Source organism: Sinomicrobium halophytocola (assembly GCF_052983395.1).
On sequence record NZ_JBRKIT010000040.1, the window covers coordinates 290,945 to 314,152 of the forward strand.

The following is a 23,208-nucleotide window of genomic DNA, read 5'->3' on the forward strand; positions in this document are numbered from 1 at the left end:
ATTTTTAACTTTCATTCATCCCTAAACACGGCAAAAAACAAAAACTGTTACAGAAACTATTTAAGTTTTATCCTGATGAACGAATCTTGGCTCGGTGAATAACACCCATTTTATCTAGCTACACGCAACCTTTGATTCCTTTACCGATCTATTAACTAAACCCTAAAATTTATTGTTATGGTATCAAAATTCAATTGCTATGTCTGCCTTATTCTTGGTCTTCTTTTCTTTCCGGGATGCTCGGATGACGACGACGGAAACGACAACCCCAAAACCGTCGATTTCCATTTTTCCGAAGATGCGGAGGGATGGAGCGGTGATTTTGCCGATTACCCTGAAGGAGAGGAGGACTTCTACGAACTGGAATTCGGTTACGCACCTCTTCCTGAACCCCTTGATGACTCCGAGGGAGCCCTCAGGCAAATAGGGAATAACCACAGTGATGATCTGTTCATGTTTATAAAACGGAAAATAACAGGTCTCGATCCCAACCGGGAATACCGTGTTTATTTTGATATCCGCATAGCCTCCAATGCCCCGGAAGGGTCGGTGGGTATAGGCGGAAGTCCCGCAGAATCCGTATTTATAAAGGCTGGTGCTGTAAAAGATGAGCCGGAAAAAAAGGTAGGCGAAAATGACTATTTCGAGATGAATATAGACAAGGGAAATCAGTCACAACCGGGAAAAGACATGATCAACATAGGTGATTTCTCCAATGAAACAGACAATGACACCTATGTCATCGTACAAAGAGGCAATACCGACCCCTTTACGGCAACCAGCAATGCAAATGGTGAATTATGGCTGGTCTTAGGTACGGATTCCGGTTTTGAAGGTACTACTACCATCTATTACGATAGTATATCGGTCACATTCGAATAAAAAACAAAAACCTGGCAGATCGCAATGCTCTGCCAGGTTTTTATCTTACTATTATGAACAAAAAAATTATTTATTCTCTTTATCCATTTTCTCTTTAAGTTCTGCAAGAGCATCCAGGTCACCGAGAGTTGTTTTCTCCACATTGGTGTTGGTAGCAGACTTAATGTTCTTCTCTTCCTGTTCTTTGAAGATAGCTGTGTGAGAAGCTACAACCCTTTTGAATTCTTTGTTGAACTCAATCACTTTGAATTCGGCTGTTTCTCCTTTTTTCAGTTTTTTACCATCTTCTTTTTCCAGGTGACGGGAAGGAACGAAAGCAACGATATCCTCATTGAGGTTTATGGTAGCTCCCTTGTCTACGATCTCACTTACTTCCGTAGTGTGAACCGTACCCACACCGAACTCGGTTTCGTATTTATCCCACGGGTTTTCCGTAGTTTGTTTGTGACCGAGGCTCAGTTTACGTCCTTCAACATCCAGTTCCAGCACTTCCACTTCCAGTTTGTCCCCTACGGTAACAAACTCAGACGGGTGCTTGATCTTTTTGGTCCAGGAAAGATCTGAGATATAGATAAGACCGTCAATTCCTTCTTCCAGCTCTACGAATACGCCAAAGTTGGTGAAGTTACGTACGATACCTTCGTGTTTGGAACCAACAGGATATTTGCTGGTGATATCTGTCCACGGATCCGGGGTCAGTTGTTTGATACCAAGCGACATTTTGCGTTCCTCTCTGTCGAGAGTAAGTACAACTGCTTCTACTTCGTCTCCTACGGAAACAAAATCCTGAGCGGAGCGCAAGTGCGTAGACCAGGACATTTCAGAAACGTGGATAAGTCCTTCCACTCCTTCAGCTACCTCGATAAAGGCACCATAATCTGCAATAACAACTACTTTACCTTTTACCTTATCTCCGATTTTAATGTCGTCGCTAAGAGCTTCCCATGGATGCTTCTGAAGTTGCTTCAGACCAAGTTGAATTCTTGACTTGTTATCATCAAAATCAAGGATTACCACATTCAATTTCTGATCCAGTTCCACAACCTCACTCGGATGGTTAATCCTGCTCCAGGAAAGGTCGGTAATATGGATAAGACCGTCAACACCTCCAAGGTCGATAAATACACCGTAAGAAGTAATGTTTTTAACAACTCCTTCGAGTACCTGACCTTTTTCAAGCTGACCGATAATCTCTTTTTTCTGTTCTTCGATATCTGCTTCGATAAGCGCTTTATGCGAAACCACAACGTTCTTGAATTCATGGTTGATCTTTACCACTTTGAACTCCATGGTTTTGCTTACGTACTGATCGTAATCACGGATAGGTTTTACATCTATCTGTGATCCTGGCAAGAACGCTTCGATACCAAATACATCTACGATCATACCTCCTTTGGTTCTGCATTTTACAAAACCGTTTACGATTTCACCGTTATCATAAGCAGCATTAACCCTATCCCAGGCTTTTATCGTACGGGCTTTTCTGTGAGAAAGCACCAACTGTCCGGATCTGTCTTCACGAACGTCGATTAGTACCTCTACTTTATCACCAACTTTCAGGCCGGGATTGTAACGAAATTCGTTAAGAGAAACAACACCTTCGGATTTAGCGTTGATGTCGATGATAGCTTCCCTGTCTGTAAGGTGAGCCACAACTCCTTCTACTACTTCCTCATCGGCAGTATCTACGAAATTCTCCTCAACGAGCTTTTCAAACTCTTTAAGTTTATCTTCTTCAACTTTTTCAATACCTTCCTCGTAGTTGTGCCAGTCGAAGTTCGCTAAAAATTCTTCAGGATTCTTAACATCCTGTTCTGTTTTTGTTTGTGTGTCAGCCATTGCTGATTTAAAATTTGTATTCCGAATCCGTACAAGAGGTGCAGCAATAGGAATTCAGAAGAATTAATAATTTAGTTTTTACACGCCTTTCCCTCCTGGGTTTGCTTAAAAGGAGTGCAAAATTACAATTATATTTTTGATTTCCAAAAGTTTGCACCACAATAATTCACACAAAAACGTACCTGACACCGTTATTCCTTGTGAAATTCTGACAAACAAGGAAAATATTGTGTTTAAAACGTTCGCCCCCCTCCCCGCTCCTGACATTTTTAATACCTTTGCGCCAAAATTACAGTTTAAATTACACGTCAATGCTACAACCTATTTCCTGCAACGGTTATAACATCTATTTCAATGAAAACGGATACGGAAAACTCCATGAGTATCTTGAAGAAAAAAAACATTCCAAGGTTTTTATCCTTACCGATGAACACACACACCAATACTGCCTTTCCCGTTTTATGGGCAAGATGCCGGAAGATTTTACAGCAGAGGTCATAGAAATAGAATCCGGGGAAATCCATAAAAATATGGAGACCTGTAGCCAGGTGTGGCAGGTACTCTCCGATATGGGAGCAGATAGAAAAAGTGTAGTAATCAACCTCGGGGGGGGGGTGGTTACCGATCTCGGAGGCTTTGTCGCTTCTACTTTTATGCGGGGCATAGATTTTGTGAATATTCCCACCTCCCTCCTGGCTATGGTAGATGCTTCCGTAGGCGGAAAGACCGGTGTAGACCTGGGTCCCTTAAAAAACCAGGTCGGAGTAATCAATGTTCCGGATATACTGATCGTAGATACCGACATGCTGCAAACCCTTCCGGCAGAACAAATGCGCAGCGGCCTGGCAGAAATGCTGAAACACGGGCTTATCTATGATAAGAACTATTGGGCAGAGTTTCTGGACCTCTCTTCTTTTAACCTGGATGACCTGGATACCCTGGTAAGGGACTCCATCATCATAAAAAACAATATAGTGATGCAGGATCCAAGGGAAGCAGGCCTTCGTAAAACATTAAATTTTGGTCACACACTGGGTCATGCCATAGAATCATATTTCCTTCAAAACCCCGAAAAACCCACCCTGCTCCACGGAGAGGCCATTGCCATAGGCATGATAATGGAGACCTTTCTTTCTGTCGAGCTGGAGCGATTTCCACAGGAAAAACTGGACCAGGTAACCTCGGTTATCCTTTCCTACTTCCAGAAAGTAGATATAGAAGAAGCAGACATAGAACACATCATATCCTATCTGAAATATGACAAAAAGAATTCCCACGGGAACATCAATTTTGTATTACTCAAGGACATAGGAATTCCGGTCATAGACATCCGGGCCGATAACGAAAAAATAATCCGTTCCTTTGCTTATTATAAGGTACAGGAAATTCAGAAGAGTTAATCCATTTTCTCATAACGATACTGGCATCCTTCAATACAATAGGGAGGACCCAATGGGTTAAATATAAGATCTCCTCCTTTAAAGTTGAACAGTATATACTGCGGTTCGGTGGAATAATTGCAGTTAAAGTCCAGTTGAAGCGTATCTCTTCTTATGGAAAATTTTCCTTCCGGGCAATCCGTCGCATTGGAGGAAAAAGTGCTATCCGCTTTAAATTGATAGATTGCTCCTTCTTCCACCTTCTTCCAGCGAGTATCCTCTGCTCCGGTACCAACATAGCTTTCGGTCATTTGCCATTTCCCGATAACAGAAACCTCGGTAATGTCTGTATCCTCCGAACATCCCAAGGCCAGGGACACCGCGAAGAACATACTTAAAATAGTTTTCATCTTTGTTTTGGGTTGCTTAAACATCATTTGCTTTTTGAAACATTTATTTATTTTAAGATGTCCTGCTTCTCGAACGGTTGCGTGTTTTAACATTAGTCTGCATTTTTAAAGTGTATTTTAAACGTTATAAAAAGCGTAAAACCTTCTTCTATTTTTTGATTCAAAACCTTTACGAAAACGATTGAAATATATACTTTTGCCCCCGAACACTAAACTAATGACACCCTTTCGTACAAAAAGCGGGAGGTACTACACAAAACACAGAAAAATGAGTTTTACAAAAACTTACGAAAAGGAACTTGCTTTTCAGGCAGACCGCCGAAAAGCTTCCGTGGAATTCAGTAAAATAGTAAGCGACCTATGGTATGACAAAGCCATTGAGCTCGTTCTCTTCCGGAACCAGCTTATAGACCGGAGTGTCAGTGAGATCATCAACCTGCATGAATATGCGGGAGAATTCGTGCAGAAGCCCATCTCTATTTTTGATACGGTAGAACTAGCACAGGCTATTAAACAAATGACACTCCCTCCTGCCAAACTGGATATCGGCAAACTCACCTACGAGTACCATCTGGAAGATGATAAATACACCAATGTAACCGCTTTTATCTACGACAAACTACAGGATGCACAAAACAGTAAGGAAATACAGCCGAAAGATGTTGTATTGTATGGTTTCGGAAGAATAGGAAGGCTACTGGCCAGGGAACTGATGGCCAAAACCGGGAAAGGAAACCAGCTTCGCCTCCGCGCTGTTGTTACCCGGGGAAAATCCGATGCGGTTACCCTTGAAAAAAGGGCTTCCCTGCTACGTAACGATTCGGTACACGGTGATTTTCCCGGCACCGTAGCCACAGATCCGGAAAACGATGCGCTCATCATCAACGGGACCACCGTGCATATGATATCTGCCAATGCTCCCGAAGAAATAGACTACACGACTTATGGTATAGACAATGCCCTGGTAATGGATAATACAGGGGCTTTTCGCGATAAGGAACAACTTAGCCGCCACCTGGTATCCAAAGGAGTAAGTCACGTTTTACTCACTGCTCCCGGAAAAGGCATTCCCAATATCGTACACGGGGTGAACCACAGAGAATACGATCCGGAGGAGATAAAAATATTTTCCGCCGCTTCCTGCACCACCAATGCCATCACCCCCATCCTTAAAGTCATTGAAGACTCTCTCGGGGTTGTAAAAGGACACCTTGAGACCATCCACGCCTATACCAACGACCAGAACCTCGTAGATAATATGCACAGCAAATATCGCAGGGGAAGAGCCGCAGCACTTAACATGGTCATAACCGAAACCGGAGCCGGGAGTGCTGTTGCCAAAGCACTGCCTTCACTTGAAGGAAAACTTACTTCCAATGCCATACGGGTTCCCGTCCCGAACGGGTCATTGGTGGTACTGAGCCTCGAGGTAGAAAAAACCACTTCGAAAGAAGGGCTCAATACCATTATGAAAAAGTACGCGCTGGAAGGAGAGCTTGTAGAGCAGATAAAATACTCCCTCAGTAATGAACTCGTATCATCGGACATCATAGGCACCTCCGCTCCGTCCATATATGACAGCAAAGCCACCATTGTTTCCGCGGACGGAAAAAATATCGTACTCTACATCTGGTATGATAACGAGTACGGATACAGCCACCAGGTGATCCGGCTTGCCAAATATATTGCCAGGGTAAGGAGATACACCTATTATTAATTTCCGGCAACGACAACCAATAATTTGTCAATCTATGCCTCTACAAGGCCCAGAAACAGCAGAAAAAGGTTAGATTATTGTTTTTCAATTTATTATAAACTCATAATATTCTATATATTTGCAGCCTCACTTACCATGGTGAGGCTTTACCTTTTTTAACCCCGGTAACAATAAGTAGGTTATCTAAACGTTACGAACCATAAACAACTATAATAAATATCAAGTACAGTCCGAAATGAAAATGAAAAACATGTACCTTACGTGTATTGCACTTACCCTTATCCATCTTTTTACCAACGTTATATATGCGCAGCAGCAAACTGTAGATGAAGAAGACCCCGGAAGCAAATTATCACTTACCGAAGGCAACATCGACAACCAGTTTGAATTTGTCATACAGCGTTCCAACAACTACCAGGAATATAAAGTAGTTAAAAAGAACTGGCTTTACACACTTAAGAAAAATACACTCGACTCCCTGGCACGGGTAGAAAAAGAACTTACCGAAGCCATAAATCTCACCAAAACCCAAAACACGGAAATCGAATCGTTAAAAGGGGAACTGGGAGAAAGCAACGATCATGTATCTACTCTAACCAACGAAAGGGACAGTATTTCTTTTTTCGGTGCGCTTATTGACAAAACCACTTATAAGGCTACCATGTGGGGAATCGTAGGTCTGCTGGCCGTGGTACTCTTCTTTTTCGTCTACAAGTTCAAAAACAGCAATGCAGTGACGCATAGTGCCAAGAAAGCCCTTTCCGAACTGGAGCAGGAATACGAAGATCATCGTAAAAAGGCCTTGGAAAGAGAACAAAAAGTAAGAAGACAACTCCAGGACGAGATCAATAAACAAAAAATCTCCAAAACAAAATAGGTTCGGAAAAACCTCCGGATTACAATGTAAAAAAATAAAGGTTCAGGGCCGGTATACAACTATTGGCTCTGAACCTTTAACTTTGCAGTCTAAATTTACCGAAAACAATGCGTATTGATATTATAACCGTGCTCCCCGAACTGCTCAAAAGTCCTTTTGAAGCCTCCATTCTCAAACGGGCCATAGATAAAGGACTGGTAGAAGTACACACTCATAACCTTCGCGATTATACTACGGACAATTACAAGACCATAGATGATTACCAGTTTGGCGGTGGTGCCGGAATGGTCATGATGATAGAACCTATTGACAAATGCATTTCCTTATTACAGTCCGAAAGGAATTACGACGAGATCATCTACATGACACCGGATGGGGAAACCCTCAATCAAAAGACTGCTAATTTCCTTTCCCTCAGGGAAAATATCATTATACTGTGTGGCCACTATAAAGGCGTGGACCAAAGAGTGAGAGACCAATTCATCACCCGGGAAATATCCATCGGAGATTATGTACTTTCAGGCGGAGAGCTGGGTGCTGCCGTACTATGCGATACGATCATCCGGCTTATCCCCGGGGTCCTCAACGACGAAACGTCCGCACTCACCGACTCTTTCCAGGACGACCTCTTAGCCCCGCCGGTTTACACCCGACCTGCAGAATACAAAGGATGGAAAGTCCCGGATATCCTGCTCAGCGGTAACTTTCCCGAAATTGAGAAATGGCGTGAAAAGCAGGCCTATTTACGTACCAGGCAGAGAAGACCGGATCTGCTAAATGATTAGACAGGCAAAAAGAGTTTACAGAGCAGGATTTTATCGATCAAAACTCTTAACTTTGAATGTACAATCACACCCTTGTCATATACTAAAAAAATGAACAGACGGGATTTCATACATCACACTGCAGCCTCCTCAGCGCTTCTGACCCTCGGAGGGCTCTCTTTATCATCCTGTAGCACCCCATCGACAAAAAAACACATTACCATACTGCACACCAATGACGTGCATAGCCATATCGACGTATTCCCTCCGGACGATCCGCGAAATCCCAACCAGGGAGGAGTAGCGAGAAGGGCTACCCTGGTGGAAAATATACGCCGCGAAAATCCCAACACCCTGCTTCTGGATGCCGGAGATATATTTCAGGGCACCCCCTATTTCAACTATTACGGGGGAGAACTGGAATTCAAACTGATGAGCATGCTCAAATATGATGCGGCAACACTGGGCAATCACGATTTCGATAATGGTATTGACGGCCTGTATGCGCAATTGCCAAATGCAAACTTTGATTTCCTTATAGCCAACTACGACTTTTCCAATACGGTTATGGACACACACACCAAACCGTATAAGGTATTTATAAAAGACGGAGTTAAAATCGGTATTTTCGGCCTGGGTATCCGTTTAAAGGGACTGGTTAACGACAATCTTTATAAAGAGACCAAATATCTGGACCCTATAGAAATCGCTCAGGATATGTCGGCCACACTCCGCAACCAGGAAGGTTGTAACATTGTTATCTGTCTGTCCCACATCGGTTATCAATACAGAAATCCCGAAACCACCTGCGATATCAAACTGGCCGAAAACACGGAAAACATAGACCTTATCATAGGCGGGCATACACATACTTTTATGGACAAACCCGCTATACACCATAATCGTCAAGGAGAAGAGATACTGGTAAACCAGGTGGGTTGTTTTGGCATCAACCTGGGCCGCATAGATTTTTACCTGGACGACCAGAACAACCTTATGAAGCAGGGAGGTAGGTCTATAATCGTCTGATAAACTTACTCTTTAATCTGTTCCGTTCGTCACATCTGTCAGATCAGGTATTCTATATTGTGTCTGTCATGAAACGGAATGAGTACTACACAATAGCAGGTGCCGACCCTCGTCATTTTTTCCCGTTGGAAAAACAAAAGTCCTTCATTTTCCCTATCTTTGATATGAAGGTGCCGCTTTTTAACAAAGCAAAGCATCCTCGATTTAAACGAAAAACAACAAACACCCAAAACCATGTATACCAAGCCCTTATTCTTATTAGGCATTTTATTGCTATTCATCGCTCCGGGCAAAACCGTAGCACAGTCCGAAACTATTTCCGTAGACTCTTTTGACAAGGTTATTATAAACCCGCACATTCAGGTTACATTCCGGGAAGGTGACTCAGAATCCGTAGCCGTGGAAATGATAGGTGAACCATTGGAAAAATTGCATGTGGAAGTAAAAAACCAGGTCCTGCATATGTATCTCGATGGTGCCAGGGTTGTTACCAAAACGGAAAAGATCAAAAGGGAAGGCCGAAAGGAAAAAAAGCCCATCTACAAGGGTACGGTGGTAAAAGCCGTGGTTACCTATAAAAAAGCCGGCACATTCTCCGTAAGGGGTGATGAAACCATAGTTTTCGAAAGCCCGGTCCATATCGATAAAATGAGACTTAATATCTACGGCGAATCCGAAGTATATCTCAATGAAGCCACTGTAGAAGATCTCAGGGTAACTATTTACGGGGAATGTCACCTGGAAATCAAAAAAGGAGATATTGCCAAACAAAAATTTACCACTTACGGAGAAAGTGAGGTCAACACCCTTAAGGCCAATAATAGGTCCACAAGGATCGTAGCATATGGCGACAGCAATTTTGAATGCAGTATTTCCGAAAGGCTCAAAGTTACCTCATACGGAGATGCTACCGTTAAATACAAGGGAAATCCGGAAATCCGCAAAGGGATTAATATAGGAGACACTGAAATATCCGCGCTCCCCTGACCTGTCCGTATTGCTGTCACAATAGGCTTTATCCGGAACCTATCCCGTAATTACAAAGAAAAACCAGAAAAACAAGGTATAAATTTGGCTGGCAAGATAAGGCTAAGTAATTTTAAACTTTAAAAACTTACATTATGAGAAAAGTAGCATTATTAACATTATCTGTTTTGTTTTTGTCTGTTTCCTGTAAAGACAAGGCAAAAAAAGAAAAGGAAAACATACTGGAAAAAGAACCGGCTCCGGTGGAGACCAAAACCGAAGCTCCAAAGGAACTCACTATAGCTATGGAACCGAAAAGTGAGTCCAATGTAAAAGGTAGCGTAATCTTCAAAGAAGAGAACGGCGAGGTTACCATGACCGCTACATTCGAAGGCCTGGAGCCTGGAGAGCACGCAATCCACCTTCACGAAAAAGCAGATTGCTCTGCCGCAGACGGTACTTCTACCGGAGGTCACTGGAATCCTACTTTCCAGAAGCACGGTAAATGGGGTGATGCCGAAGGATACCACAAAGGAGATATCGGAAACTTCAAAGCCGATGAGGAAGGTAACGGCTCCATTACGTTCTCTACCGATGAATGGTGTATAGATTGTAATGACGATACCAAGAACATTGTTGGTAAAGGAGTTATCGTTCACCAGGGAGTTGATGACTTCACCACACAGCCCACCGGTGATGCAGGCGGACGAATAAGCTGTGGTGGAATTATACAATAAAACCCTTTACAAAATTTAATCCGTTATCAGGGGCCCGGGCCATAATTAAATTGCTATTTATATAACCCATTTTTATTATTATGAACCCCTCGGCTGCAGGTTGGATAGATAAGTTGAACACTATTTTAGATAAATCCGGTTCCTTTCCTGTAGAGAATAGTCTTCTTTATGACAAACTCAGGGATGCAGGGTTTATTTACGGTACCAATGTAAAACTGGCTTATCCCCTCGATATCGAAAACAGGCTGACAGAGGAAGAATTGTCTAAAACTCATTTGTACATTTCACTCCTCACTGCAAATTACACACATAACGGAGTCCTCGTTTACGAGGAAGCCATAGATTCTATCATTGCTTTCTACACGGAAATAGAAAGCAATGATATTTCTTTTTTTCACAAATTGCTCTCCGGGAAAAGACCATCATCCAAACTGGAAAAGGTTATAGGCAACCGGATACAGTTTGATGAGAACATCCTTACTAAAAATTTCAATCGTATCCTTACCAATGTATTGCTGTATACCGACGTACTTGCATATATCCAATTCCTTAAAGGCAATACCGACTGTATAACCTACGCCAGAAACCTGGAAACTTTTGTTATCAATACTATGTACAGGGCCCTTGAAATAAAACCGGAAAAAAACGAATTCGATATGCAACTGGTAAAACTATTCGAATCATCCGCCAGGTACACCGGTTCTTTTGATAAGGAAATGATCATCCCTTCCGGAGAAGAAAAACATTCTTTTACCTCCGGACTGGAGAAAAAATACCTCCTGGACCTGGCCAGCCTTACCGTCTGGAATGATGAGACCATAGACCAGGTAGAGAAACAATTTGTCTTTGATCTTGGCCATACCCTGGATCTCAAAAAAGAGGAAATCGAAAAATCTATCGTTTTGGTTCGGGACTTTTTCCGGACACATAAGGATGAAATCCCCATTCTCAACTTCTCCAACCCGGTAAAACACTTTTACGACAATTCTTCGCGAATGGTGAGTAACCTCATCCTCAGGAACAAAAAACGCTTGCAGCAAGAACTTCTGCAAAGTAAGGAACTGGTAGTCCTCTTGTCCAAATCTACCGTAAAAGAATTGACCAAAGAGGAAAAACAGAAGCTGAAATTCCAGTTACTGGACATCTGTAAATCCATCCCCTCCCTTGCCATTTTTCTTCTTCCCGGCGGAGGCATACTTCTTCCCTTACTGGTTAAATTTATTCCTAAGCTTTTACCGTCTGCTTTTGATGACAATAAAATATCGTGATATAACGAAAGTTCAGAAGAGATCCCCCTCTGACAAAAGTGATCCTGGATTTTTGCACACAGTCCCTGCCTTATCTTTACATTAATCAATCGTTAACCGATCTTTCTCATTCCGTCTTTAAAACATCTCATCCCATCGATTCCCCTGCCGAAACATCCGGAATTCTCTTCCCAATAAGACTCTTATTTTTTTCCTCAACTGCCGTATTTCCTGTTATCAGCAACTTACCCGGTATTTTTTTAACGATTTCGTTATATTACATACAACATTCTTTCATAAATAAAAAAAATCTGTACATTTAGACGGCCATTGGCATCGTGGATAGATCCTTACCAAATCTCTTGTTTATAAGGGGTAAAATCTATCTTTTTTTGTGCAATATCAATCTAAAATCCAATATGAATTTTTCAACTGTAGACATCGTTATTTTTATCGGTTACCTGATCGTATTATGCGCCATCGGGCTTTGGCTTTCTTTTAAGGACAAACAGGAAGGTGCCGAAGATTATTTTCTGGCTAGTAAGTCACTTCCCTGGTGGGCTGTAGGCGGCTCGCTGATAGCTTCCAATATTTCCGCGGAGCAATTTATCGGAATGTCCGGCTCCGGGTATGTGGTGGGCATGGCCATAGCATCTTACGAGCTTATGGCTGCCATTACCCTGATCATCGTAGCCAAGTATTTCCTTCCCATTTTTATCAAAAAAGGGATTTACACCATGCCCCAGTTTCTGGAAGAGCGTTTTGACAAACGGGTACATACCGGGCTGGCGATTTTCTGGGTCCTGCTCTTCGTGTTTGTAAATATCACTTCCGTACTTTATCTGGGAGCACTGGCCCTGAAAACGATCATGGGTATCGATATGGCCTACGGTATCATAGGACTGGTGGTCTTCGCTTCTACTTTTTCCATTTTCGGAGGTCTGAAAGCCGTAGTATGGACGGATGTCATACAGGTAACCGTGCTTATTTTCGGTGGTTTGCTGGCCAGTGTACTGGTCTTAAATGCCATCGGGGGAAGTACCTGGGATGGTTTTTCTGCCTTACTGGAAAGAGCCCCGGAAAAATTCGATATGATACTCGACAAGACACATGAAGAATACAAAAACCTTCCCGGCATAAGTGTTCTTGTAGGAGGCATGTGGATAGCCAACCTCTACTATTGGGGAAATAACCAGTATATCATACAGCGTGCCCTCGGGGCAAAAAGCCTTAAGGAAGCCCAAAAAGGCACAGCATTTGCAGCCTTCTTAAAAGTTTTACTCCCTTTGATAGTGGTTATTCCCGGAATTGCCGCTTTCGTGCTGGATGCAGACATCAGCAAACCGGACGAAGCTTATCCCTGGATCCTCGACAATTATGTAATTACCGGGTTTAAAGGCCTTGCTTTCGCCGCATTGATCTCTGCCATTGGTTCTTCCTTAAGTTCTATGGTGAACAGTACATCCACCATATTTACTATGGACATATACAAACCGCTAAACAAAACGGCAAGTAATAAAAAAATAGTGACCATAGGGCGTATTGTAGCGGCAGTATCCCTTATTATTGGAGGTATAGTAGCCCCTCTCCTGGGGAACCTCGATCAGGCTTTCCAATTCATCCAGGAATATACCGGTTTTATAAGCCCCGGTGTTGTGGTTGTTTTCCTTTTCGGAATGTTCTGGAAAAGGACATCTGCGAATGCAGCTTTCTGGGTCGTTATTTTATCCATTCCACTATCGGTAGCCTTAAAATATTTTGCCCCGGGAATCCCGTTCATGAACCGTATGGGGCTGTGTTTCCTGATCCTTTCGACTATAATCATTGCCATATCTCTCATTGAGAATAAAACCGATGACAAAAAAGCGATCTACCTGGAAAAAGGTCTCTTCAAAACCTCGCCTGTATTTAATACGGCAGCAATCCTGATCATGGGGATACTTGCGGTGATCTATGCCGCCTGGTGGTAAAATATCGCAACATTGAAAAAGAAAAGATTAACAACTGACAAACTTCACCCTTATACCGGGAATAATACCTATGACAACAGAAGCATTAACAGATAAAATACAAACGCTTTTCACTGAAAAACACAACACTGCGCCTCTTATCGTCCAATCTCCCGGACGTATCAATATTATCGGGGAACACACCGATTATAATGATGGCTTTGTACTGCCGGGTGCCATAGACCGTTATATTATCTGTGCTACCGCCAAAAATGGCAGTACGGATACATGCTCAGTCTATGCCGCGGACATGGAAGAATACTGTACTTTCAGTCTCACCGATCTAAAACCTTCCGAAAGAGGAAGCTGGAAGAATTATGTGCTCGGTGTCGTGGCAGAAATACAAAAAATGGGGAGCAAACTAACCGGTTTCGATATCGTGTTCGGAGGAAATATCCCCAATGGCTCGGGCCTGTCTTCTTCTGCCGCCCTGGAGAACAGTATCATATACAGTCTGAATGAATTGTTCGGATTACAGCTGTCCCGAAAAGAAATGATGTTGCTTTCCCAAAAGGCAGAACACAATTTCGTAGGAGTACAATGTGGTATTATGGATCAGTTTGCCAGCATGCAGGGAAAAGAGAACCATGTGTTGTTCCTGGACTGCCGTACTTTGGATTTTACCCCGGTTCAGATCGATTTTCGAGATTACGAATTACTCCTTATTAATTCCAACGTAAAACACAGCCTTGCCGATTCGGCTTATAACGACAGGAGAAATGCCTGCGAAACCGGGGTAAAGGCACTACAGGAAAAGTTCCCGGAAATCAAAGCCCTGCGCGATGCTGCTGAAGAAGATCTCTTGCAGGTAAAAGACCTGTTGCCCGGAGAGGTATATATCCAGTGCCTGTATGTCATACAGGAAAACAACCGTGTTAAACAGGCTATACAAGCAATAGAACAAAATAATATCGGTAAACTTGGCGAATTGCTCTTTGCATCCCATAACGGGTTGCAACATCAATATCAGGTAAGTTGCCCGGAACTGGATTTCCTGGTGGAAAAAGCCAGGAAAACATCCGGTATACTCGGTAGCCGAATGATGGGAGGCGGTTTCGGCGGATGTACTATAAATATCATCAAAAAAGGGGAAGCCGATGCATTTGTTGAATCTGTAAGACAGGAATATATCCGTATGTTCGAAAAGGAACCGGACACGTACCGTGTCTCATTAACAGACGGGACCGGCATCAGGGTCTCCTGAGGGGTTTATAAGATTTCTCTCCTGCCTAAAATGCTTAGAAAAAGAAAGCTCATGTCAGCATCAGTCCTGCCCAAAATAGTAAAAACCCCGTACACATTATGAAAGACGGCGTTTTATACTGGAACGTGGACCCGGTTATCATCCAGGTAACCGACACCTTTCCGTTAAAGTATTACGGACTGCTCTTTGTGTCCGGTCTTTTGCTGGGATACCTGGTGGTAAAAAGAATTTACCGAAAGGAGAACATTCCGGTAACACAACTGGACAAGCTGCTCACTTATATTGTTATAGGTACGGTAGCAGGTGCCCGGCTGGGACACTGTTTATTCTATGAACCCGGGTACTATCTAAATCACCCGGTAGAGATATTTTTGCCCATACAGGAAATTAACGGTTCGTATAGGTTTACCGGGTACCAGGGGCTTGCCAGTCATGGCGGGGCCATCGGGGTGCTTTTGGCTATTATGCTGTACTGCAGGAAATATAAAACACGGCTCTTATGGGTGCTGGACAGGATTTCCATAGCCATTCCGCTTACCGGGGCATTTATACGTTTCGGTAATTTTATGAATTCCGAAATATACGGTAAGCCCACCAATGGTAACTGGGGGGTAGTATTTATGAGAGACGATCTCATTGCCCGGCATCCCACGCAACTGTACGAGGCCCTGGCCTATTTATCCATATTCGTAGTACTGATCCTGCTCTACCGATCGCAAAACGTACGACAAAAAAGCGGTTTTCTGTTCGGGCTTTTTCTCGTTTTATTATTTACGGCAAGGTTTCTTCTCGAATTTTTTAAGGAAAACCAGGTAGGATTTGAAGATAATATGATTATTAATATGGGACAGTTATTGAGTATTCCTTTTATTTTACTGGGAATATTCTTTATTTTCCGCAATCGTATGCAAAGCGTAAAAATAACAAGTTAAAATAGTAAACACACCATGATCCAGAAAGAAGTTTTGCAAAATCAATCTCACAAAAGATTTAACATACTAACCGGGGAGTGGATACTGGTCTCTCCACACCGGACCAAACGCCCCTGGCAGGGACAACAGGAAAAACAACCGGGAGCGGATAGGCCTTCGTATGACGAAAGTTGCTATCTCTGCCCCGGAAACAAAAGGGCAAGTGGCGATATAAACCCGGAATATACGGATACCTATGCGTTCACCAACGATTTTGCCGCCCTACAGAACGAATCCGACCCCTTTATTATCAATGACGGGTTGCTCCGGGCGGAGAGCGAACAGGGTACATGCAGGGTCATTTGCTTTTCCCCCGATCACTCCAAAAGTCTGGCCGATATGGAAACCCCCGATATAGAAAAGGTAGTTTCCCTCTGGCAGGAAGAATACAGGCATCTCGGCCAGCAGGAAGACATCTGTTATATACAAATATTTGAAAACAAGGGTGCTGTTATGGGGTGCAGCAATCCGCACCCGCACGGACAGATCTGGGCCCAGAGTTCCATACCTAATGAAGTGATAAAAAAAGACAAGAGACAAAAAGAGTATTACCAAAGTAACCGGAAGAGCCTGCTGTCCGATTATATATTACAGGAAATAAGCAATAAAGAGCGACTGGTTTATGAAAACGAACATCTTGTTATACTCATCCCTTTCTGGGCGGTATGGCCTTTTGAAACAATGATATTGCCCAAAAAGCACCAATCCCATATCGGACAATTGTCCGGAGCGGAAAAAACAGCTTTTGCGGATGCCATCCGTTTTATAACTGCTACTTACGACAAACTTTTTGATTGCTCCTTTCCATATTCCGCAGGTATTCACCAGGCGCCCACGGATGGAAAAGATTATGATCACTGGCACTGGCACATGAGTTTTTACCCGCCGCTACTCCGGTCGGCAACCGTGAAGAAATTTATGGTAGGCTATGAAATGTTTGCTATGCCGCAACGGGATATTACCGCGGAAAGTGCGGCACAGCGGTTACGCGAATTAGCCTAGCCAGTCTTTAAAATCTTTAACCCGTTCCCGGCTTACGATGATCTCCTGCCCGTTATATCGGTGCAGTTTCACTTGAAGCCGGGCATTGGTATACGCTATAATATCGCGGATAGCCGATACATTAACATAGAATTTGCGGCTTACCCGGTAAAAGGTATCCGGAGGTAATTCGTTTTCCAGTGAATCCAGCGTAGTGTCCAGAAGATAGTCCCTGCCTTCGGAAGTGTGTATATAAGTACCTTTATTCTCACTGTAAACGCATTCTATCTCCTCTATCGGAACCATTTTCAGACGCTGACCTATCTTCACCGTAAAACGTTTTTTGTACTGACGGTCCAACGGGTTTACGAGCATTTTTCGCACCTCTTCGAAATCCAGTTGTATACGGCTGGCAGGAATGCGATCGCGATACTTTTTCATGGCCTCTTCCAATTCTTCATCGTCTATGGGCTTTAACAAGTAGTCTATGCTGTTCAGTTTAAACGCCCTTAAAGCGTATTCATCATAGGCCGTGGTGAAGATCACCGCGCTCTTTACTTCTATGGCTTCAAAAATTTCAAAAGACAGGCCGTCCGATAATTGTATGTCGAGGAATATGAGATCAGGATGCTCGTTCTTTTCAAACCACTCGATAGCCTCCTCTACGGAATGCAGCATGTCGTTCACTGGTATTCCCAGTTTTTCCACCATACGTTGTAATCGTCTTGCCGCAGGTTTTTCGTCTTCTATGATAATAACTTTCATGTATGTGAGCTACGATGTTTATTATATTTTTTCTTATTCCCAGCGCTGTCTCCGTTCCTCTTTTTCCATATAGCGCCGTATTTGCCTTTTTTCCCATTCCTTACTGAGAAAAAGATTGGGAATAAATACGGACATACCATGTACAACCACCCCTATGCCCCAGAAAATCGCCGTAGAAAAGGTACCGAAAGTCCAGAACTTTTCTCCGTCTTTGTACGCTTCCACACCTATAAATCCAATGAGAAGCAGGTTTATGACCAAATACCAAAGCAAATGCCTGTAAAATCCCGTTTCCCTGTCAAGCCTTTTCTTTGCGCGAAGATATTTCTCTTCTTTTGTGTAGTTCTCCATAGTTAATTGCTTTTAGAATTACATAATGAAAGCTACTCCCATCTGGTGCTTTCTTCTTCCTCCTTCATATATTCCCGGATCTTTCTTTCCTCCCACTGTGCTCCGAAGAAACCATTGACCAGGAACACTCTTGTCGCATGAAAAGCCAGACCCACTCCCCAGCCAACAGCCGGGAAAAAGAACCATTTGACTTTCCAGAATGTCCAGTAATTAATAAAAATCAGGATCAGGTTTACAACCACATAACAAAATAAATGCCTGTAAAACCCCTTTTCTCTATCCAGTCTTTTTCTGGCACGACGGTATCTTTCGTCTTTTGTCGTATTCATATTCATAGTTGGTCTCTTTAAAAATTGGAAACAAAATCACTTACTGCCACCGGGTACCTTTTTCTTCCTCCCGCATGTATTCCCGTATCTTTCTTTCTTCCCATTGCCTGCCAAAAAAGCCTCTGTCCAGGAATACCCGGGCAGCGTGAAAGGTCAGTCCTATTCCCCAACCGAAAGCGGGAAACCAGAACCACTGAAAGTTCCAGGACGTCCTGTAGTTGATAAAGATTAGGAAAGGGATGACAATGCAGTAAGACATTAAATTCCAGTAAAATTCCTTAAGTTCTTCCACCCGCCTTTTAGCAGCCATATATTTTTCATCCATTTCTTCGTTTTCTGTTTGCATCATTTCTATTTGCTTGGTTAGCATCGGTATTTTCACTTCAAAGGAAACGGCGTTTTCATATACTTCCACTTTCCTTTCGGTAAGCAACTTATAACGTTGTTTTATATTCGCCAGGCCTACGCCACTACCCTTTTTTATGACTTGTTTGCGTTGTATGTTATTTCGTATGACAAGATTTCTCCCTTCCTCACAGATCGTTATGTGTAAGGGATGCTTTGCCGTCACCGTATTGTGCTTTACGGCATTTTCCAGCAACAATTGGAGGGACAAAGGCACTACTTTTGCTTCCGGGTTACCGGCTTTCTCCGGCATTTCGAATTCTATGCTGTCCTCGAAGCGCATTTTTAAAAGGCTCACGTAAATCCGGGCAAATTGCAACTCCTCATCCACGGATACCAGTTCCTTGTTTTTTTGCTCCAGGACATAACGGTAGATCTTGGACAAGGAAGTCGTAAACTTCTGGGCGGATTCCGGTTTTTCATCGATAAGACTGGTCAGTACATTGAGGCTATTGAACAAAAAATGCGGATCAAGTTGATTTTTAAGTGCGTCGAACTGTGCGGATGCCGTCCCTGCTATGATCTTCTGTTCCTTTACCCGTTTTTCCTGGAATGCCCGGTAAAAAAAGAAAGCGTGGAAAAACAGGGATATGAACAGGGTAATGATGATCACCCCAAAATAAAATCCACCGTTCTCCGACATCAAGAAATCCCGGAAAGATAATCCGTCCAGGTATACCCGATGAAAAATTCGAAGAACAAAAACACAGGGGAGGGTTACCAGTACTGTTCCGAGTATTCCCGTAACCAGGTTGTACTTTTTTTGTTTCCTTTTATAAACGTCACTGATATACTTTACGATATAGGCATTTACAAAAGTCAGTGGTATTCCATACAACGCATAATAGCCATAAGACAACAGGATATCCCCGTTAAAGGCCGTGGAGAACCCGGATAAGAACCTATAGGTCTGGTCCACCAGAAAAAGTACGGCGCTTATCAGTGCTCCTATAATTACCAATCGGAAATATTCTTTCATGAATTCGTTTTTATCATTAATCCCGCGTCTCTCTTTTCCGGGGACGGGAAGCTGTAATGTGACAGAACATTATCATTCTCTGACTGTTAAAATTACAATTTTCCCCGACATATCCATTTACACAAGAGCAAATTTCCGGTTTGTATTTGTCTTCCGGAAAATCAACTATCCGAATTGTAAAAATCACCGGATGAACTGTCTTTTACATGGCAGAAAGAGATAATCTTGAAGATTTCTCATGTTATTTTCCCTGATCTTACCCGAATGAGGTGAAGGATTGACCCGCCCTGTAGTCTATCGTCAGCCGATGAGGTCTGCTCATATACGGGTATCTGGAGGGTATAAAAAATCCCGTTTCCCTGTTTCGAAGTACAGGAAAACGGGACATCCGGGAAAGATCCCCTTATTCTTTAATAAAACGTTTGGTAACCTTTTCCGTGGCCGAAACTAACCGGATAAGATATACTCCGGGCCTTAGCCTGTCCGTAGGTACGGCATTTTCGCGAAGCACCCCTTTATCTACTTGTCTCCCGGTAAGATCTATAATAGTATAGTTCACCATTTCTCCGAGATTTTCAATATATAAAAGGCTTTCGCGAACCGGGTTGGGATATAATTTTACTCCAGGAGCATCCCGGGCTTCTCCCCTTCCCTTATCGGAAAAAGCGAGTAAAGGCGTTTGAGCTGCTTCGGCACTTCCTATACAAAAAGCAGTAGATTCCGAAGCATTAAAATCCCCTCCGGAAGCCAATACCTCCCCGGTTTCCGTATTGGTAAGGGTATACGAACCGTTACCGTAGGAACAGCAAATACCATCGCCATAACTGTCGCGTATAATAAAAGTATAGCAGCCGTCTTCCAAAGTTTCACTCAGCAATAACGCAGAACCTCCGGGTTCTTCATTATAAGTACCCCCCTGGGCCACTATACCGTTACTGTCATCCAGTATTTCCCAGCTTGTCTCTGCCGGGTAATTATCAAACGCAAAGGCCAGTTCCACATCGGCCGAACCGGTCGGGGGTGTGGTAGTGCCCATACAAAAATCCGTAGACTCTTCATCGGTAAAAGTCCCGCCGGAAGCAAGGGTATCCCCGGTGGTTATATCGGTGAGCATATAAGAACCATTGCCATAGGAACAGCAAATACCGTCTCCGTAAACATCTTTAATAACAAAAGCATAACACCCCTCCGGCAGGAATTCCTCGATCACCAGTGTAGAACCATCTGGCTGACTCCCGTATGTTCCCCCGGAGAGGGCAACCTGTCCTGTTCCGTCCAGAACTTCCCAGCTCGTCTCTTCGGGATAATTGTCAAAGGTAATACTGAGGCGGACATTGTTATCGTCTCCACCCCCTGGCTCATCGGAAATGGTGAAATTGGTATTGGATATATCATAGAAAATATTGCCGGCGGCTTCCACTCTAACCCGGTTCTGATTGCCGGGAGTATCCGGCACGGTAATATCTGCCGAACCGGTATTCGGTACACCGGAAGCGAGAACGGAAAACGTATTTCCACCGTCAGCAGACAACAATATGTTCACATTCTGGCAATTCACAGGCGCATTGCTGGTCCCGGCAACATCCCACGTCACGGTTTGTGTCGTCCCGATCTCCCAGTTCACATTATTGTTGGGAGAAGTAACGGCAAACGGACCGGAGTTACCATCTACGGTCACTGACATATCATCACTGTTATTCGCGGCTCCCCCCGCACGATTATCCCTGACGGTCAGCCTGAAATTCATTGTTCTGCCTACATTGGGAACCACTTCCCATTGCGAAGATGTGCTCCCGGACAGAACCGTGTTCAGGGCCGGAAAATACCTTTCTTCTGAGGTGGAGGGTATTTCGGAGCGGAAAGCTACTCCCGAAGTAGCTGTAGCTGTCGGGAAGGTATGTGCAGCATTATTCTCATCCATTTGCTCCCAGCAATAGGTTAGTACATCCCCGGCATCGGCATCTGTCCCGGACCCGGTAAGTACAAAGGGTGTCCCTTTTGGTATGGTATAATTCGCCCCGGCATCGGCCGTAGGGATGTTGTTGCCTGTAGCGGTTTCTGCCTGGCAACTGGTAGATTTCACATAATTGGTAATCTGTTCTATGGTAAACGCGTGAAAATAGGGATCACTGTGTGGCTGTACATCCGTACTGCCCGTAATTCCGGCATATCCCATAATGGTAGACCCGCTCCCCGGTTCGAAATGTGCGTCGGTACCTTCATTGCGTATGGTAAATGTATGGTTTCCTCCGAACTGATGTCCTATTTCATGGGCTACATAGTCCACATCGAAATTATCTCCCTCCGGGGTGGAGTGGGAACTGAAACCGCTCCCTTTTTGGTTATTTACACAAACACAACCTATACATCCCGCATTACCGTTATTTCCTCCCCGTTGTAACAGGTGTCCCACGTCGTAATTAGCTTCTCCTATAACACTGCTCAGCGTAGATTGCAACTGGCTGTTGTAACTTCCGCTATACGGGTCGGAAGAGGCGTTGGTATAGATAACATCATCCGTATTGGCTATGAGTTGCATGGTAACGCCAAAATCATTCTCAAAAAGGGCGTTAACCCTGGTCATCGTCGCATTAATAGCCGCCAGGGCATCGGCTTTGGTTCCTCCGAAATACTGAGTGTATTCTCCCGGAACGGAAACTGCCAGCCTGAAGGTACGCAGTATACCGTCATCCGCATTGGGCCTGGCCTGAACGGAAGCGGCTTTCTTTGTCACCTGGTCTTTTACCATACATTCGAAAGGCTCAGGAGGTGTATCCCCGTCATTTCTGTCGTATACAGTATAATACGTCCGGTCCGAGGTATACGGTTCTATAAAGACCGTTCCATTTCCGGAGGAAAGCCGCATGCTTTGTAAACCGAGATGGGATAGGCTGAAACGGATCACCATAGACGGATCGTCCATACCCTGACCTGCGTAAGAATGTATTTCCGGATATCTTGCAGCAAGATCCGGGTGCATTACGGAAGCCTCTGTTACCCGAAAACTTTCCAACTCGCCTTCCGCGTTGGGAAAGCGAACTACAATTCCGGAAGACACGGCACGTCCTCTTTGCGGAGCCCCCTGCAGTGCCTGTTCCAGTCCCTTTACATCCAGCTTGTAAATTTTCCCGTAAGAGAGTGCTTCTTTAGCAGGCATTACCTGCGATTTTCCTGTTCCTCCGGCCAATGACCAGAAAGAATCCTGTCCGTAGCCATACCACAGGCTACATAGAAACGTAAAAAAAAGTAGTCTTTTTCTCATAATAAGTTAAGTTTAGGATTATAGGCAATACGTTAAAATTAACAATTTTTAAGAAAAAATACATAAATTATAACAAATAAAATTTTTATAAATTTAAAATATAAC

At 43.5% G+C, this 23,208-nt stretch carries 20 protein-coding genes; 13 read left to right on the forward strand and 7 right to left on the reverse strand.

Annotation, left to right across the window (positions count from 1 at the left end):
* Positions 1 to 177 precede the first annotated feature (177 nt).
* Positions 178 to 882 (forward strand): hypothetical protein, encoded by a 705-nt coding sequence (locus tag ACVBDY_RS17965; protein WP_447176841.1) that lies wholly within the window; start codon positions 178 to 180, stop codon positions 880 to 882.
* A gap of 66 nt (positions 883 to 948) precedes the next feature.
* Here the strand turns inward: ACVBDY_RS17965 and rpsA are convergent, their stop codons facing one another.
* Positions 949 to 2,721: a 30S ribosomal protein S1 gene (rpsA, locus tag ACVBDY_RS17970; RefSeq protein WP_447176842.1), complete on the reverse strand. Its 1,773-nt coding sequence runs from the start codon at positions 2,719 to 2,721 to the stop codon at positions 949 to 951.
* Between the two features lie 311 nt (positions 2,722 to 3,032).
* On the opposite strand from rpsA, the gene aroB reads away from it, so the two are divergent.
* Positions 3,033 to 4,121, forward strand: a complete 1,089-nt coding sequence (gene aroB, locus ACVBDY_RS17975) for a 3-dehydroquinate synthase (RefSeq protein ID WP_447176843.1) — start codon at positions 3,033 to 3,035, stop codon at positions 4,119 to 4,121.
* Here the strand turns inward: aroB and ACVBDY_RS17980 are convergent.
* Complete coding sequence (locus ACVBDY_RS17980) at positions 4,118 to 4,510, reverse strand: lipocalin family protein (protein WP_447176844.1); 393 nt, start codon at positions 4,508 to 4,510, stop codon at positions 4,118 to 4,120. The genes aroB and ACVBDY_RS17980 overlap by 4 nt on opposite strands.
* Before the next feature lie 268 nt (positions 4,511 to 4,778).
* Here ACVBDY_RS17980 and ACVBDY_RS17985 point away from each other — a divergent pair, with 268 nt between their 5' ends.
* The 11 genes from ACVBDY_RS17985 to ACVBDY_RS18035 all read left to right on the forward strand — a co-directional run bounded on the left by ACVBDY_RS17985 (position 4,779) and on the right by ACVBDY_RS18035 (position 17,033).
* Positions 4,779 to 6,227 (forward strand): glyceraldehyde-3-phosphate dehydrogenase, encoded by a 1,449-nt coding sequence (locus tag ACVBDY_RS17985; protein WP_447176845.1) that lies wholly within the window; start codon positions 4,779 to 4,781, stop codon positions 6,225 to 6,227.
* A gap of 250 nt (positions 6,228 to 6,477) precedes the next feature.
* Entirely contained in the window at positions 6,478 to 7,104 is a 627-nt protein-coding gene (locus ACVBDY_RS17990; protein WP_447176846.1) for a tRNA (guanine-N1)-methyltransferase, read from the forward strand.
* Positions 7,105 to 7,211: 107 nt separating this feature from the next.
* Positions 7,212 to 7,889, forward strand: coding sequence for a tRNA (guanosine(37)-N1)-methyltransferase TrmD (gene trmD, locus ACVBDY_RS17995; protein WP_447176847.1), 678 nt, complete (start codon positions 7,212 to 7,214; stop codon positions 7,887 to 7,889).
* Between the two features lie 90 nt (positions 7,890 to 7,979).
* A complete protein-coding gene (locus tag ACVBDY_RS18000) occupies positions 7,980 to 8,897 on the forward strand; it encodes a bifunctional metallophosphatase/5'-nucleotidase (RefSeq protein WP_447176848.1) in 918 nt (305 codons plus the stop codon).
* 234 nt (positions 8,898 to 9,131) lie between these two features.
* A complete protein-coding gene (locus ACVBDY_RS18005; RefSeq protein WP_447176849.1) occupies positions 9,132 to 9,884 on the forward strand; it encodes a GIN domain-containing protein in 753 nt (250 codons plus the stop codon).
* 134 nt (positions 9,885 to 10,018) lie between these two features.
* A complete protein-coding gene (locus ACVBDY_RS18010) occupies positions 10,019 to 10,600 on the forward strand; it encodes a superoxide dismutase family protein (protein ID WP_447176850.1) in 582 nt (193 codons plus the stop codon).
* Between the two features lie 80 nt (positions 10,601 to 10,680).
* On the forward strand, positions 10,681 to 11,868 hold the full coding sequence (locus ACVBDY_RS18015) for an LETM1-related biofilm-associated protein (RefSeq protein ID WP_447176851.1): 1,188 nt from the start codon (positions 10,681 to 10,683) through the stop codon (positions 11,866 to 11,868).
* A 398-nt stretch (positions 11,869 to 12,266) separates the two neighbouring features.
* On the forward strand, positions 12,267 to 13,817 hold the full coding sequence (locus tag ACVBDY_RS18020) for a sodium/sugar symporter (protein WP_447176852.1): 1,551 nt from the start codon (positions 12,267 to 12,269) through the stop codon (positions 13,815 to 13,817).
* 70 nt (positions 13,818 to 13,887) lie between these two features.
* The gene (gene galK / locus ACVBDY_RS18025) at positions 13,888 to 15,060 is read left to right on the forward strand and encodes a galactokinase (RefSeq protein ID WP_447176853.1); all 1,173 of its coding nucleotides are present in this window, start codon (positions 13,888 to 13,890) and stop codon (positions 15,058 to 15,060) included.
* Between the two features lie 98 nt (positions 15,061 to 15,158).
* Positions 15,159 to 15,992 (forward strand): prolipoprotein diacylglyceryl transferase, encoded by an 834-nt coding sequence (gene lgt / locus ACVBDY_RS18030; RefSeq protein ID WP_447176854.1) that lies wholly within the window; start codon positions 15,159 to 15,161, stop codon positions 15,990 to 15,992.
* A gap of 15 nt (positions 15,993 to 16,007) precedes the next feature.
* Complete coding sequence (locus ACVBDY_RS18035) at positions 16,008 to 17,033, forward strand: UDP-glucose--hexose-1-phosphate uridylyltransferase (protein WP_447176855.1); 1,026 nt, start codon at positions 16,008 to 16,010, stop codon at positions 17,031 to 17,033.
* On the opposite strand, the gene ACVBDY_RS18040 is transcribed toward ACVBDY_RS18035, so the two are convergent.
* The 5 genes from ACVBDY_RS18040 to ACVBDY_RS18060 form a co-directional block, all read right to left on the reverse strand.
* Positions 17,025 to 17,777: a LytR/AlgR family response regulator transcription factor gene (locus ACVBDY_RS18040; protein ID WP_447176856.1), complete on the reverse strand. Its 753-nt coding sequence runs from the start codon at positions 17,775 to 17,777 to the stop codon at positions 17,025 to 17,027. The two genes, ACVBDY_RS18035 and ACVBDY_RS18040, sit on opposite strands and share 9 nt — an antisense overlap.
* A 33-nt stretch (positions 17,778 to 17,810) precedes the next feature.
* Complete coding sequence (locus ACVBDY_RS18045; RefSeq protein WP_447176857.1) at positions 17,811 to 18,128, reverse strand: 2TM domain-containing protein; 318 nt, start codon at positions 18,126 to 18,128, stop codon at positions 17,811 to 17,813.
* Positions 18,129 to 18,160: 32 nt separating this feature from the next.
* A complete protein-coding gene (locus ACVBDY_RS18050; RefSeq protein WP_447176858.1) occupies positions 18,161 to 18,457 on the reverse strand; it encodes a 2TM domain-containing protein in 297 nt (98 codons plus the stop codon).
* Between the two features lie 40 nt (positions 18,458 to 18,497).
* On the reverse strand, positions 18,498 to 19,841 hold the full coding sequence (locus ACVBDY_RS18055) for a 2TM domain-containing protein (RefSeq protein WP_447176859.1): 1,344 nt from the start codon (positions 19,839 to 19,841) through the stop codon (positions 18,498 to 18,500).
* Positions 19,842 to 20,244: 403 nt separating this feature from the next.
* Positions 20,245 to 23,103, reverse strand: a complete 2,859-nt coding sequence (locus ACVBDY_RS18060; RefSeq protein ID WP_447176860.1) for a zinc-dependent metalloprotease — start codon at positions 23,101 to 23,103, stop codon at positions 20,245 to 20,247.
* Positions 23,104 to 23,208: the final 105 nt, after the last annotated feature.

What these genes read in the sequence shown, in the direction of transcription:
- ACVBDY_RS17965 (WP_447176841.1), top strand. Translation starts at nt 178, where the DNA reads ATGGTATCAAAATTCAATTGCTATGTCTGCCTTATTCTTGGTCTTCTT.
- rpsA (WP_447176842.1), bottom strand. Translation starts at nt 2,721, where the DNA reads ATGGCTGACACACAAACAAAAACAGAACAGGATGTTAAGAATCCTGAA.
- aroB (WP_447176843.1), top strand. Translation starts at nt 3,033, where the DNA reads ATGCTACAACCTATTTCCTGCAACGGTTATAACATCTATTTCAATGAA.
- ACVBDY_RS17980 (WP_447176844.1), bottom strand. Translation starts at nt 4,510, where the DNA reads ATGAAAACTATTTTAAGTATGTTCTTCGCGGTGTCCCTGGCCTTGGGA.
- ACVBDY_RS17985 (WP_447176845.1), top strand. Translation starts at nt 4,779, where the DNA reads ATGAGTTTTACAAAAACTTACGAAAAGGAACTTGCTTTTCAGGCAGAC.
- ACVBDY_RS17990 (WP_447176846.1), top strand. Translation starts at nt 6,478, where the DNA reads ATGTACCTTACGTGTATTGCACTTACCCTTATCCATCTTTTTACCAAC.
- trmD (WP_447176847.1), top strand. Translation starts at nt 7,212, where the DNA reads ATGCGTATTGATATTATAACCGTGCTCCCCGAACTGCTCAAAAGTCCT.
- ACVBDY_RS18000 (WP_447176848.1), top strand. Translation starts at nt 7,980, where the DNA reads ATGAACAGACGGGATTTCATACATCACACTGCAGCCTCCTCAGCGCTT.
- ACVBDY_RS18005 (WP_447176849.1), top strand. Translation starts at nt 9,132, where the DNA reads ATGTATACCAAGCCCTTATTCTTATTAGGCATTTTATTGCTATTCATC.
- ACVBDY_RS18010 (WP_447176850.1), top strand. Translation starts at nt 10,019, where the DNA reads ATGAGAAAAGTAGCATTATTAACATTATCTGTTTTGTTTTTGTCTGTT.
- ACVBDY_RS18015 (WP_447176851.1), top strand. Translation starts at nt 10,681, where the DNA reads ATGAACCCCTCGGCTGCAGGTTGGATAGATAAGTTGAACACTATTTTA.
- ACVBDY_RS18020 (WP_447176852.1), top strand. Translation starts at nt 12,267, where the DNA reads ATGAATTTTTCAACTGTAGACATCGTTATTTTTATCGGTTACCTGATC.
- galK (WP_447176853.1), top strand. Translation starts at nt 13,888, where the DNA reads ATGACAACAGAAGCATTAACAGATAAAATACAAACGCTTTTCACTGAA.
- lgt (WP_447176854.1), top strand. Translation starts at nt 15,159, where the DNA reads ATGAAAGACGGCGTTTTATACTGGAACGTGGACCCGGTTATCATCCAG.
- ACVBDY_RS18035 (WP_447176855.1), top strand. Translation starts at nt 16,008, where the DNA reads ATGATCCAGAAAGAAGTTTTGCAAAATCAATCTCACAAAAGATTTAAC.
- ACVBDY_RS18040 (WP_447176856.1), bottom strand. Translation starts at nt 17,777, where the DNA reads ATGAAAGTTATTATCATAGAAGACGAAAAACCTGCGGCAAGACGATTA.
- ACVBDY_RS18045 (WP_447176857.1), bottom strand. Translation starts at nt 18,128, where the DNA reads ATGGAGAACTACACAAAAGAAGAGAAATATCTTCGCGCAAAGAAAAGG.
- ACVBDY_RS18050 (WP_447176858.1), bottom strand. Translation starts at nt 18,457, where the DNA reads ATGAATACGACAAAAGACGAAAGATACCGTCGTGCCAGAAAAAGACTG.
- ACVBDY_RS18055 (WP_447176859.1), bottom strand. Translation starts at nt 19,841, where the DNA reads ATGAAAGAATATTTCCGATTGGTAATTATAGGAGCACTGATAAGCGCC.
- ACVBDY_RS18060 (WP_447176860.1), bottom strand. Translation starts at nt 23,103, where the DNA reads ATGAGAAAAAGACTACTTTTTTTTACGTTTCTATGTAGCCTGTGGTAT.